Source organism: Roseofilum reptotaenium CS-1145 (assembly GCF_028330985.1).
In the GTDB taxonomy this organism is placed as follows: Bacteria; Cyanobacteriota; Cyanobacteriia; order Cyanobacteriales; family Desertifilaceae; genus Roseofilum; species Roseofilum reptotaenium.
The window spans coordinates 1-12,892 of record NZ_JAQMUE010000112.1 but is presented as its reverse complement, the minus strand read 5'-3'; the positions used below and the strand labels follow the sequence as shown (position 1 = coordinate 12,892).

General features: G+C 46.3%; 12 protein-coding genes and 2 pseudogenes. 4 read left to right on the top strand and 10 right to left on the bottom strand.

All coding sequences use genetic code 11. The features are described 5' to 3' along the window. Positions 1-81: 81 nt before the first annotated feature. Complete coding sequence (gene mutL / locus PN466_RS24760) at positions 82-1,761, bottom strand: DNA mismatch repair endonuclease MutL (protein WP_271945439.1); 1,680 nt, start codon at positions 1,759-1,761, stop codon at positions 82-84. A gap of 211 nt (positions 1,762-1,972) precedes the next feature. On the opposite strand from mutL, the gene hisG reads away from it, so the two are divergent. Both hisG and PN466_RS24750 read left to right on the top strand, forming a co-directional pair. Continuing rightward, a complete protein-coding gene (gene hisG, locus PN466_RS24755) occupies positions 1,973-2,620 on the top strand; it encodes an ATP phosphoribosyltransferase (RefSeq protein ID WP_271945150.1) in 648 nt (215 codons plus the stop codon). A 253-nt stretch (positions 2,621-2,873) separates the two neighbouring features. Continuing rightward, positions 2,874-4,277, top strand: coding sequence for a BCD family MFS transporter (locus tag PN466_RS24750; RefSeq protein WP_271945147.1), 1,404 nt, complete (start codon positions 2,874-2,876; stop codon positions 4,275-4,277). Between the two features lie 278 nt (positions 4,278-4,555). Here the strand turns inward: PN466_RS24750 and PN466_RS24745 are convergent, their stop codons facing one another. The 5 genes from PN466_RS24745 to PN466_RS24725 all read right to left on the bottom strand — a co-directional run bounded on the left by PN466_RS24745 (position 4,556) and on the right by PN466_RS24725 (position 7,785). Further along, positions 4,556-5,209 (bottom strand): cofactor assembly of complex C subunit B, encoded by a 654-nt coding sequence (locus PN466_RS24745; protein ID WP_271945144.1) that lies wholly within the window; start codon positions 5,207-5,209, stop codon positions 4,556-4,558. Between the two features lie 95 nt (positions 5,210-5,304). Next, the gene (locus tag PN466_RS24740; RefSeq protein ID WP_271945141.1) at positions 5,305-5,799 is read right to left on the bottom strand and encodes a DUF4079 domain-containing protein; all 495 of its coding nucleotides are present in this window, start codon (positions 5,797-5,799) and stop codon (positions 5,305-5,307) included. A gap of 56 nt (positions 5,800-5,855) precedes the next feature. Beyond that, entirely contained in the window at positions 5,856-6,326 is a 471-nt protein-coding gene (locus PN466_RS24735; protein ID WP_271945138.1) for a hypothetical protein, read from the bottom strand. 55 nt (positions 6,327-6,381) lie between these two features. Beyond that, positions 6,382-7,362 (bottom strand): protein-methionine-sulfoxide reductase catalytic subunit MsrP, encoded by a 981-nt coding sequence (gene msrP / locus PN466_RS24730; protein ID WP_271945135.1) that lies wholly within the window; start codon positions 7,360-7,362, stop codon positions 6,382-6,384. Positions 7,363-7,545: 183 nt separating this feature from the next. Further along, on the bottom strand, positions 7,546-7,785 hold the full coding sequence (locus PN466_RS24725; RefSeq protein WP_271945132.1) for a hypothetical protein: 240 nt from the start codon (positions 7,783-7,785) through the stop codon (positions 7,546-7,548). Positions 7,786-7,942: 157 nt separating this feature from the next. Between PN466_RS24725 and PN466_RS24720 the strand changes: the two genes are divergently transcribed. Next, positions 7,943-8,518, top strand: coding sequence for a pentapeptide repeat-containing protein (locus PN466_RS24720; protein WP_271945130.1), 576 nt, complete (start codon positions 7,943-7,945; stop codon positions 8,516-8,518). Between the two features lie 65 nt (positions 8,519-8,583). Here PN466_RS24720 and sbcD read toward each other — a convergent pair whose 3' ends face one another. Further along, on the bottom strand, positions 8,584-9,813 hold the full coding sequence (gene sbcD, locus PN466_RS24715; protein WP_271945127.1) for an exonuclease subunit SbcD: 1,230 nt from the start codon (positions 9,811-9,813) through the stop codon (positions 8,584-8,586). Positions 9,814-9,911: 98 nt separating this feature from the next. Between sbcD and PN466_RS26600 the strand changes: the two are divergent. Further along, positions 9,912-9,992, top strand: a pseudogene (locus PN466_RS26600) (RNA-guided endonuclease InsQ/TnpB family protein); the annotation flags it as partial. Between the two features lie 138 nt (positions 9,993-10,130). Here the strand turns inward: PN466_RS26600 and PN466_RS24705 are convergent. From PN466_RS24705 to PN466_RS24695, 3 genes and pseudogenes are all read right to left on the bottom strand, one after another. Next, entirely contained in the window at positions 10,131-10,430 is a 300-nt protein-coding gene (locus PN466_RS24705; protein ID WP_271945124.1) for a hypothetical protein, read from the bottom strand. A 39-nt stretch (positions 10,431-10,469) separates the two neighbouring features. After that, positions 10,470-12,290 carry an FAD-dependent oxidoreductase gene (locus tag PN466_RS24700; RefSeq protein WP_271945121.1) on the bottom strand — a complete coding sequence of 607 codons (1,821 nt, stop codon included), beginning with the start codon at positions 12,288-12,290 and terminating at the stop codon, positions 10,470-10,472. 53 nt (positions 12,291-12,343) lie between these two features. Next, positions 12,344-12,634 (bottom strand): annotated as a pseudogene (locus PN466_RS24695) (IS4 family transposase); the annotation flags it as partial. Between the last annotated feature and the right edge of the window lie 258 nt (positions 12,635-12,892).

The following is a 12,892-nucleotide window of genomic DNA, read 5'->3' as shown; positions in this document are numbered from 1 at the left end:
GTTGCGTTATGAACTATGGTAGGCCATTTTGCCTAAAAATAGAGGAATTCCAGTGCGATCGCCTCAATTTTAGTGTAATTCTTAACGTTCCTGAATCCCATGACTTTTACCAATCACCCAATGGCGGCGGAAAAATCGGGCTAGGGAGGTTTCCTCTAGAGACAGGTATATGGGGCGACCATGGGGGCAGGTGTGGGGATTGCGGGTTCTTTGCCACCGATCTAAGATATCTTGCATTTCCGGTATGCTCAGGGGGGTACCGTTGCGGATGGCACTGCGGCAGGCTGTAGCAACTTGAGCTGTTTCTAGGTCGCCTCCGGCGGCAAGTTCCCGCAGGGCTTCGGCGCAATCCTCCCGTTGTTGGAGGAGTTGGGGAGCGTTACGAATGGCGTGCAGACCTTCGCCAAAGGGGTCTACGTCTAAACCGATACGGATGAGTTGTTCGATTTCTTTGGGGGTGAGGTGGTTGAGGATGATGGGGGGATCGAGGGGAACGAGTTGCCAGCGATCGCACAATTCCTCGTATAAAATCCGCTCATGGGCAATATGTTGCTCGACTAACCACAGTCCTCCTGGATGCTCTGCGACAATATAGGTTTGGCGCACTTGAGCAACTGCCTTGAGTTCTAAAGGCGTGGGGGCATTGGATTTTGGCGAAACTTGATAGGAACCAGACTTTTCCGAGGCTTTGAGCAGTCGGCCGACTCGCTCTTGGTGGACGGCTTGAGGCAAGGTAATATCACTGAGCTTTAGAGCATCAGAAATAGCTTGTTGCACGGCTTCTTGGAGCGGTTTGAGGGGGTGCAGATAGATTTGAGATTTAGCAGGATGACGGTTCCAGTCAATACGATCGCAAGAAAGATGCAAATGGAGAAAGCACACCGGGTAGCGTTTGTTGGGTACGGTGCGACTCATGGCGGCGATCGCCGTATTTTCCAGTTCCGGACATTGCACCAAACGCCCATTAACGGAAATTTTCACCCAATCGGGTTTACCGCGATGACAGCGATCGGGTAAGCCTAAGACTAATTCTAAGTTATCTGATTCTGGATTCAGTCCCTCCTGCTCTAGGGCAATTTCCCGAAAGCAGAGATCGTTCACCTGTACATCCCGCAGCAGTTGGGGCAGAATGGATTGGGCATTTTTGCCTGGACTAATGGTAAACCAGGGGCGCGAGTCTTGGCTGACTTTCCAGGCAATATGAGGATGACAGAGGGCAATATCTTGAATGAGGGTTTGAATGGCTCGCAGTTGTTGGGGAGGAGAGGGAAACCCTTGACGACGGAGCGCCCAAGTTTCAAATAGATGGGAAATCTCTACGATTGTACCAGGGGCGATCGCCACCGCATCAATGATATCCGGTTCCCCCAAAGCGTTATACTTTACCTGCCATCCTTCCCCTGCACTGCCCCGACTCCAGATTTCCAGTTGGGAAAGTTGGGCTAAACTATGGAGCGCTTCACCGCGAAAGCCTAAACTGGTAATGCGATCGAGATCGGTAATGGTATGAATTTTACTGGTCGTATGCGATCGCGCGGCTTGAATGAGATCTTCTCGATTCATTCCTTGACCATTATCAGCCACTCTGACACGCCATTGTCGCGGCCAAATCTCGATTTCCAGGCGCGTCGCACCCGCATCAAGGGCATTTTCCACTAATTCTCGAACCACGGCGGAGATCGAGTCAATCACCTCACCCGCAGCGATCCGATGTACCACATCTGGCGGTAAGGATTGGATAGTAGGGACAGGAGAATCGATAATGGATCGGGGAATCTAAACACCTTCCCCATTTTCGCATATGGCGCTTCGCGCTGGAATGGCGGGGGAGGCGATCGCTCGTTCTTATAGGGTTTAATCCCTAGGCTTCTAGCGTGTGTAGGATAGATGGTAAACTGCTCAGACACGGAGATATGGAGAATGAGGCAATAGGGTCTTATCCTCCCACTCCCCCATTCCCCCAAACCCAACCATGCTTACCGTTGCCATCCCCAAAGGGGCATTACTCAAAGAAACGATTCAACTGCTCCAGCAAGTCGGCCTCGATTTTAGTGCCTTTCTGGACTCCAGTAACCGTCAACTGCAAATTGTCGATCCGACGGGAACAATGAAAGGGCTATTGGTTCGTGCCCAAGATGTGCCCGTTTATGTCGAATATGGACAAGCCCAATTGGGTATTGTGGGCTATGATGTACTGCGCGAAAAGAAATCAGCCGTTGCCCAACTTGCCAATCTCGGTTTTGGCTATTGCCGCATGTCTGTGGCAGTGAAACAGTCGAGTCCTTATCAAGATGTACTCGATTTACCGGCCCATTGCCGAGTTGCGTCTAAATCAGTCAATTGTGCCAGGGAATACTTTCATGGTTTAGACTTACCGGTGGAGATTATCCCGTTGTATGGTTCAGTAGAACTCGGTCCGATTACTGATATGTCAGAGGCAATCGTCGATTTAGTCTCTACGGGCAAAACCTTAAAGGAAAACGGGTTAGTGGAAATTAAGAAGTTATTTGATAGTACGGCTTATCTGATTGCCCATCCCCTCAGTTATCGCCTGAATGTGGAAGGCATCGATCATTGGATGACCCAATTACGGGGCACGGCAATGAACACTTATAATTAAGCGATTCGGAGTGCGGGTTGATAAAGGTGATGGATTGATCTGCTGATGAGTTGCAGAACTTGCCCCCGCATCCCCCCCAGTCTAATTGTTCATCATCGGGAATCCTCTGGAGAACAAAAGGCATCGCACAGTGCCGAAATTTTGTATCCTAAGCATAGGAGAACTAACCTAAGTGTCCCTCGGCGCTCATTGGCATAGCTTCTAACATGTTTGTACCCGATTGAAAGTCTTAAGGTTTAAAAGGTCAACCCGTATGATGGCAACAGGTGAGTCGAAATCCCAAATTAATCTATTGACCATGTTCCGTTTGGGACTCTTTCAAATGGGTTTAGGGATTATGTCCCTGCTCACGTTGGGTGTGATTAATCGGGTGATGATTGATGAGCTGAAAGTGCCCGCTTTGATTGCATCAGGGGCGATCGCCGCCCATCAGTTTGTTTCTCCTGCACGCATCTGGTTTGGCCAACTCTCGGATGCGAAACCAATAGCCGGTTACCATCGCACAGGCTATGTTTGGATGGGAACTCTGCTATTTACCACCACTTCATTTATTGCCATGCAAGTGGTTTGGCAACTGGGAAATAGTGCCGCTACCCTGGGATGGACTCTCCCTACCTACACTTGGGCGGCTTTGTTGGCGCTCGTCTTTGTTTTCTATGGATTAGCCTTAAGTGCCAGTTCTACGCCGTTTGCTGCCCTATTATTTGATGTCTCTGATGACCGAAATCGATCGCAATTGGTCAGTATTGTCTGGTCAATGTTGATGGTGGGTATTGTGGTTGGGGCGATTATTAGTAGTAGCTTATTAAAACAGTTAGGCTTAGATGCTCCTCCTGAAGCCCTGCAAGCATCGATTAATCGTTTGTTTATTATTGTGCCAGCTTTAGTGTGCGTGCTGACCGTTGTCGGAACCCTAGGGATCGAGAAAAAATACTCGCTTTATGGCGATCGCTCCAGTGCCGCGAACCGAGAAGATCAAATTACCTTGGGCAATGCCTTAAAAATCCTCACTGCCAGTCGCCAAACTGGGATTTTCTTCACCTTTCTCCTGTTCATGAGCATTAGCTTGTTTATGCAAGATCCCGTCTTGGAACCCTACGGAGGGGAAGTGTTCCAGATGAAAATTTCAGAAACGGCTCGACTCAATGCCTTTTTTGGTATGGGAACTTTGATCGGTATTGCTTCAACCGGTTTTTTAATTACCCCTCACTTAGGCAAACAACGCACCTGTTTTAGCGGCTGTGTAGCAACAGCATTTTGTTCGGGATTCCTCTTATGTTCTGGGTTTACCGGCAATCCTCAAGCCCTCATGTTGAGCCTATTTCTATTTGGGTTAAGCTCTGGAGTGTTAACTGCTGGAGCAGTGGGTTTAATGCTGGATTTAACGGCTGCCGAAACAGCGGGAACGTTTATCGGCGCTTGGGGTTTAGCCCAGGCAATGGCACGAGGAGGCGCAACGGTGTTAGGAGGAGCTGTGCTAGATCTGGGAAAAGTCTTGTTTTCTGAGCCAGTCTTGTCCTACGGCTTGGTGTTTGTAGTGCAAGCAGGGGGCTTGATCTCCGCTACCTGGCTCTTGAATCGGGTGAATATCCGGGAGTTCCAAGAAAACACCAAACAGGCGATCGCCCTAGTCATGGAAGGAGATTTAGACGGATAGTAGGGGCGAAAAATATGCAAGCCCCTACAGTAAGTAGAATTGAAATATATCCTAATATTTAAGCCTTTGGTGATACTCCCCCCGAAGCTTTAGAGGAGTTAAAATTAGCTTGGGAATTGGTTAAAGAAGATTATCAAGAAAAGGGTAAAGATCTTCCTGTTGCACCAGTCCGCCAAAAATTCTCTATTAACTCCATCGGCGATCGCGCTAAAACATAATTGGTGCAACTCTCACGCTTTTGCTGGCGCATGACCATTATGTTTACTATAGTGTATTACCTATTCCCTATTACCCATTAAGGAATTGCCAATTTTATCAGCAATTCCAGCAATCCAAACTTCATCTTGCTTCGTATAACTGCGCGGTGCATTCGCGCCTAAGATCATCACGCCATTTTCTCCTAAGGGTTGACAAATTACCCCTTGTGTGTTCTCAGGTAAATAATCAAATTCAATTTTGCCCGGATAAATATTGAGATTGACTAAATAAACCGGTTTACCTTTATCGAGAACCCGTTGCACAATGGGGCCGGGTTTAACCTCAGACTTTGGGCCTAAAATACCTCGGCGCAGCAGTACTTGACCTTGATAATAAATTACCAGCGATCGCCCGGCCGTATTCGTGAGCAATAATTGGGAAGCCCAAGCTAACTCAACTTTGACAAAATCGGGTAACTCAGCAGACAATTCAAAGCCTTCTTCCCCAATTAATTGCACCCGCTCTGGAGGCACAGGTTGAATCTGCTGCCAGAGTAATCCGGTTAAAATTAGTAGGGCGCTAATCATCACGCCTACTACATCAGAACGGCCTTGGGAAGGCGTTAATTCCGGCGTGAATAGCCGATTCACCATTAACAGCGTTCCCCCAATTACGCCAACGATAATCGGCAGGACTCGTAAAACTTGGTTCGTATCGGTGCGTTTGACAGTCAAGGCAATTAATATAGCGCTTCGCGCTCGCAGAAGGGTAATTGGGAAGCCGATGGTAGGGAGGAGAGTTCTCCCACCCCTACTTAAAGAATTATGGCTTAAATCGATAAGCCCAAGTTCAGACCTAAAAAGGCATGAACAAACAAGAATGCCAATGCTGCCGTACCCAAATAAGCATGAAGGGTACGCAAAGAAGGTTTATTATCGCCCCCAAATTTGGTAATTGAAATTGCACCATTGAGACCCAACAGTACTAAGACAATTGAACCCGTCCAAAAGTGGGGACTTTCGAGAATAGGCTGTCCTTGCATCACCAAAGATAAAACTCCTCCGGTATATCCGAGGCCTAAGAATAGAGTTAAAAATGGGGCCAGTTTGCGGTGATTGAGCTTATTTTGAGTCGCTACCTCTTCATCCGTGGCACTCCGTCCGCGCCATCCAGCAACGGCCACAAACGTGCCTAACACAAAAACGACAATGCCCATCATTAGGGGATGTCCCCAATGGGTTATGGGTTCAGGAATGCCTAAACCAGCGAAATAATCGGCAATGGGGTTAACAATCGGTTGCAAAAGGTCTCTAATGGTGTCCATGGAGTAATCCGAGTAATGATTCAGTCAAGTGATTTGCTAGTCCCAGACTTTAGGATTTAAAAGTCTGTGGGGTTGTTTCTGAAGTCTTGATAAGACCTCAATACTTTATTAGTGTAAACAGCAATGTCCCCTTGGTTATACAAATTTGGATTACCCGAGACCCACCAAGCTGCTGTTCTGCGGATGGCACGGTCTTCATCTTGGGCACTTGTGTCATATTCTTCAGCTAGAACATCCCCAACAATACAAACCAAAACGGTTCTGGTTTGATCTATATTGGCGGCAAAGGCTTCTGGGGTTACGGTTTCCCCCAGACACCATTGAGACCATCGGGTAATGTTGTTGGCTCTAATTTTCCATGGGCCATAGAGAGTTTCTGCGGTTTGCCCTTGGGGGGCAGATACTCGCAGAGCTTCGACTAGGGCTATAACTTTATCGCGGGGTAGCTCCGCCAAAGCAGGCAACACCCATAGGACTAGGCTGGCGATCGCCCCTAGTCCTCTTAATCTCCAATATTTAGTTTTCACTCCTCATCACCTGTTAATGGTTAAGTTTGATGCTCACACTTTTTAAAGCATAGGCTTAACCATATAAATGAGCCACCCATTCCCCATAGCCGTTATAGTGTAGGGTCGGTTGTCTGGGCCAACTGAACGCAGATCCATCACTAATGAGCCGTTCCGTCGCTTGAGACCATCGGGGATGGGGTTTATCCGGATTTACATTGGCTTCAAAATCATATTCCTTTGCATCGATCGTATTCCAAAACGTTGCCGGTTGAGTGTCCAGAAATTCAATTTTGACAATCGATTTTGCTCCCTTAAAGCCATATTTCCAAGGAATCACTTGACGAATGGGAGCGCCGTGCTGTTTGGGTAAGTCTTGACCATAAATTCCTGTGGCAAAAAAGGCTAATTCATTGGCCATTTCCTCAATTCGCAATCCTTCCGTATAGGGCCAGGGAAGAGGCGAAAACAGATTCCCAGAGGGGCCGGTACTAATTTGTTTATCATACCAAGAGGTAAATCGCACAAATTTAGCCTCAGATGTGGGTTCAACCGCTTCGATCAGTTTGCGCATGGGGAACCCTAACCAAGGTACAACCATTGCCCAAGCTTCCACACATCGAAATCTATAGACGCGCTCTTCTGTTTCAAATTTATTTCGCAGATCGTCCATATCATAGGTTTGGGGATTTTTCACCAATCCTCCAACTTCTACTTTCCAGTTTTCTGTGGGCAAAGCTTGGGCTGCTTGCTGAATCGATTTGGTGGTGCCAAATTCGTAAAAGTTATTGTATTTAGAAGAAAGGGATTGGGGAGTAATCTCCAAATCTCCCTTGAGAAACTTTGGATTTTGAGCGATCGCCTCTGGCGTAGTATAACCCGATCCCATATTGCTCGATTGATTTTGCTGACCACAAGCGGTTAATGGGAGCAAACTGGCGGTAATGCCGGCTCCCATCAGTCCCTTGAGCAATTTCCGACGATTCATGAATACGGACTCTGGGGTGATCTGGCGATCGGGTATATCCCAGATTTGGGGAACTTTGATTAAAGTCATGACAATTCGTGAGTACAGCGATTCTCTTTTCTATGGAGTACAGCTTGAAGCCTTAAACCCTAAGCAATGCAAGCTATTGCTAGAGTGTCTATTGCTAGAGTGCCTAGCGCGAAGCGCTATACTCAAAGCAGCAACAAAAACTATTTTCCGTTCTATTGTAATCTAGTTTTTAATTTTGACCGGTTATATCAACCATAATATGGGAATCAAAATTAAACTTAGTAGAACTGAGATAATCAGCGCTTTTTCTATCTTTTGATTGATCATGCCCACAATAATAATGAGCGTGACAATCAATAAAAAAATACCGATATAAACAATCGTTTGACCCTGGTGAGAGACTAGATTTACGGGTTCTGGTAAGGGTTCAGGACTCGGAGACCCAGTGGGGAGGCTTAAAATCAAGGGGTTTTGATAATACATCTAGTATTTTTTCTTCTGAGTTCAGGTGGAATTATTCTATCATCGAGCCAGAAAAAATTAACCTTTTTTTAATTTGAAAACCCGGGTTTGATTTTGTATAATTGTTTTCATAATGCTCAGTTCCTTTATTGTAGTTTCTTCAAGGATTTCAGTTACCATGATCAAACTCAAAAAGACATTAGCGATCGCGCTTGGGGTAAGTATCGGATTTACCACTGTAGCGATCGCGGCTAATCCCGATCACGTTACTCGACTCCTGAATGGAGGTCGCACCTGTCAAGGATGCGATCTGATTAACGCTGATTTAAGCAACATTACCGGCAGAACCGTTAAAGGTTCTCAACTCAGGCAATCTCGCTTAATGAATGCCAACTTAAGTAACAGTAACTTTGAAGGTGCTTATTTTACTTGTGCTGATTTAAGTAATGCTAATTTACAAGAGGGAAAATTTCAATGGTCTAACTTTGTAGATGCTAAATTACAAGGGGTCGATCTGCGAGGTGCAGATTTAAGAAATACTGACTTAACCGGAGCTGATTTTACGGGGGCGATAGTTGACAATCGGATTAAACTCAATGGGGCTAAAATGCCCGATGGGGCAACAATTTACCAAGGCGATCCAGAAACCCCAGAACAGATGCGAAAACCCGTCGATCTGAATACATTAGACTTTCAAAGAGCAAGGGAAGAACGAGCCAAACGTCGCTATTGCGAATCCACAAATAATCAGTAATTTCTAAAGGATTACTCTCCCTGAAAAACCGGTTGTCTTTAGGGAATCGAGTATCTAACTCTCCTCTAGGAATCTACAATATTGCTAGAAATCAATAACTCTTGTGCCGCGTCTAGCATTTGTGGGGCTAATTCTTGTAAATCTTCCCGATTATCTAAATAAGCTTGCAGAGCGGATAAGGGATCGACTTCCTTTCCTTGGCCTAATTCCGGAAGTCGAGTGCGGGAGAGTTGACTGACTAATTCGGGTTGGATCGTATAACTATGGGTCACGTCTAGCCGTTCGTGAAGTTGCTGGGAATCGATTAAATCTAATTGTTCGGAACGAATCTGATAAATCAATCGTACCACGGCATCTTGAAGGGAAGATTTTTCTAAGGTATGAATCAGTTTCTCTTGGGGATCTTCTGCCTGACTCAGATCAACTTTAATCGTCTTAAACGAGCGCACAGATAAGGGTGAAAATTCTAAATTTGCCTGTCCTTTATCCACTTCCACTAAAATATAACCCTTCTGTTCTTTTTCTTCGCTAAAATCCACCCGTTCAATACTGCCAGGATAGACAACGGGTGGATGCTCGCAGAGGATTTGATGTTTGTGAACGTGACCGAGGGCTACATAATCAAAACAAGGACGCGCCAAGATAGATAAGGGTATAGTAAAACCCTTGCCAACAGCTAAAAACCGCTCTGCACCATAGTGGGCATTATCGACCATCACATGGGCTAAAAGAATCGTGGGAAGATCTCGATTCAGACGGCGAATTTGCGCTTCAAGGGCAGTTCGCAACCGGTCGATTAATTGATGATTAATTTCTGAAAGGGATAATTCTTGGGTTTCTGGACGAGTAAATAAACTCGAACGAGTTAACCAGGGGAGGGTAATCACTTGAATGGGGCCATGGGCAGTGGTAATCTGGTGTAAAGCTAGGCGATCGCCCACAATAAACCCTGGAACCCCCAACGTTTGGTAAATCGATAAACTCGCCCCCCCTTTTCCTTGGGCATGTTGATCATGATTACCCACCAATAATACCGTCGGAATATTTGCCTCCACTAGACGATAAAATTGCCCAGCAAACGCTTGACTGACATAGGGAGGAGGCGTAGCATCAGGGAAAGCATCGCCGCCAAATAAGACTAAATCGACGGGTTCGGCGATCGCGCGATCGATACAGTAGGACAAACTCCTGATAAAATCCTCCAAACGGGTATTTAAACCTGTTTTTGGGTTCACTCTTCCATGAGTTAACCCACTCCCCAAATGGATATCCGATAGATGTAAAACCTTAATCATCAGAAAAATTGGGTCGGAAACCCCGCCCTGGAAGGGCAGCTTGACTAAACATAGGCTACCACAATTACATATTAGGTACTACAATGTGAGAAAGTCTTGTACATAAGCTAACGACTCAACTGGTGCGCGAAAACCAAACGATAGTGGTTGAGGACTTAGCCGTGAAGAATCTGGTCAAAAGAGGATGTTAACCTGTCTCTCCAGCAACAAAAATATCCCCCATTAACTTCAGGGTTATGGGGGAGGAGAGAATCTAAAGCTGATCATCATTGTATTTAGAGATACAGGACTAGAAAATATTCTATCCTACTCAACTCTTAACTGGTTTGATTAGAGTCAATCCGTCCACTGCCTCGACGAGCAGTTTTCATGCTATCAAAGGATTGGGAGGAAGGGCACTCCGTATCATCACACCGTCCGCTTCCGCGATGAGTTTGACTCTCTTCTACATATTGGGAAGATTGATTGGAATAGGAAGCAACCTTAGGACTGGTTTGCAAGTTAACCCAACCTATCGAACCAATAACCACGGACAAAAACAGAAAACGATTAATTTTAATGGAGTTGTTGGTACGCATGGGAAACATCTGTCTTGAAGTAACTGTTTTACTTCTCATCGGTTTCCCTAGTGCATCCGGATAAACTGTGGAAGTTTATCAACTAAAAACGTCCGTAATTTCTTCCACAATTATCCAACCCCCGGCTGAGTTCATGCGTCCGCGCAGGCAAATCTGTTGTTGATCCTCCAGACCCTCGAAAGCATCATTAACTAGGGGTTCAGTAGTAATCAATCGCCAGGTACTTCCCCCCCATTGGGCAGGGGCATTGACCTGTAATTGATAGCTTTGTTCCTCTAATCGCTTAAACAGTCCTGATACCTCTAACCCGTCAGTACAACTTGTTCCTAAATCAACTGGGGAAAAAGTATGGGGAGCATAGCCAGTTTTTGGATACTTCTCTCCATGCTCTAAATAATGGAATTGCCAGGTTTGCCAATCTGGAGAGCGATGGGTAAGATTAAAACAGGGAATAACGGCTGCTGGGGCACTTTTATCCGTTAATAGAGCTGATTGTAAAACTCGCACCGGTAAATTGTGGGGGTCTTCCCGGCGTTCAATACAGAGAGCTGCTGCCATTCCTGCGGCTTGACCGATATTCATCACCACCGGTTGCAAGCGGCTGGCTCCATTGGCAATATGAGAGACAGAAATATTCTTTTCGCAGACCAGAAATCCAGTAATTTCCTCTGGAACTAAACAGCCATAGGGAAGTGTAAACGGAGTTCCCGTCCACCGCCCCCCCCAGCGTAGGGACTTGGGAGCCAGACGGAAGTCAACTCCTGGATAATGATGGTCGTTAGGATAGTTGCCAATGACAATACTATTAATGGCTCCAGTTTCATCTCTGGGTAATTGAGCCACATTTCCGTCCGGTTGGGGTAAAATATCTTGTTCTCGCAGCGTAATTTGTCCTTTGAGTCTGCGACTTTCTCGAAAATAGGGATAAAGGGCGACTCCTTGCTGGAACTGGGGAAGGAGCGCAGAGCGAGGAGAGATAGTGGAATCGAGGACGGGAAATTGATTAACCGCTAACCCGTAGCGTTGTCCCAATTGGGCTTGAATCGTGCGCCCAAAGTTAAGACTATACTCTAAAGCTTCTTGTAAGAGGGTAAATTGGTTTTCAGGGGATTCAATCAGGCGATTTAGATTGATGCCATAATCATTTCCCTGAATCGGCCAATTAATCATCATCGTGCCATTCGGTAAACGGCCATAACTTAAGAATTTCTCTACCCCATGATTTTCCCATGCTCCCGCAAACACTGATTCTGTGACAGAACCGGGAATATCTGGGGCACTGACTCCTTCTCCATAATCTTGTAGGTGAATCACCCAAGTGGGAGTTTGTACCGGATAGCGTTGCGTCAGTTCGTTAGCTTCTTGAGGAGCGCTCGGTTCTCCCCATTCAGCTTGCAGTTCCCAACCCCAACGATGGGGAATATCGGCTAAGGCGAGTAAATCGCCCAGTTCAGTTCCATCTAGCGTAAGAGTGGCATTTACCCGCAAGCTTTGAAACCGAACACCGGTAACGCAGTTGCCATTTCGATACACTTCTAACGGCGTTTGTCCCCAAATCCAGTCTAGGTTAGGCAGTGCATCCACCCAGTCCTGGAAAATTTGTGCCCCTATCTGGGGATTAAAGCCAAATAAACTCACCCAATTATGGTCTAATCCTCCCGGTTGTTTCTGAGTTAATTCCCGCACCAATGCCCCCCACATTCCTGTTTGAAAGGCTGCCAATTCGCTACCATCCGGTGCAGATACTCCGGCTGCGGTTAACATACCCCCTAACCAGGGAAATTCACTAACTAGAAGGGTTTGAGCGCCCCGCCGAGCAGCTTGAATGGCGGCGCAAGTGCCCCCTGTTCCCCCACCAACAACGAGGATATCTACAGTCCGTTCTTCTATTCGATTCATGGCTTGCCTCAGAGTTCAATACTCTGGGCATTATGGCAAGAAAGAGCTTTCCGCATCAGGATATTGAAGTGAGTCTTGCCCAATGACCCGTTAGTTCTGTCCATGCTCATGACCATCTGGGTGAACTTATCTATCTCGATTTCAAAAGACCGGAAAAATCGCTGTATTCGTTTATGGTTCGACGCTTGAGCACTTCTTCCTTCCCAGAAACTCGCCAGTTCAGCTAGGTTCACGGTTTTGGTTCGGAACACAGCGATGATGAACAAGGCGATGAAAGATAGTCTCGCTCCATGCCAGCCCAGATGGGGTCGTAATTGCTCTCGAATCAAGTTACTGTATTGCATGAGGGTTTGATTGGTGTTGTGTTAACTTCCATCAAACTCTCTCCCTGCATCCTTTTCAACTTTTTTGTCCTGTACTGAGATCCATTATATTCATCTCAAGTTAGTGGAGCGATCGCCACTGAGCTGCGATCGCGATCTCATCTTTGGGCTATGGTATACACTCTAGAATCAACGGGTTAGTTCCCAATGGGTATGGAGATCTCCAACTGAGTGCCTTTGCCCAATTGAGACGTACAGGTAATCTTACCACCATGTTTT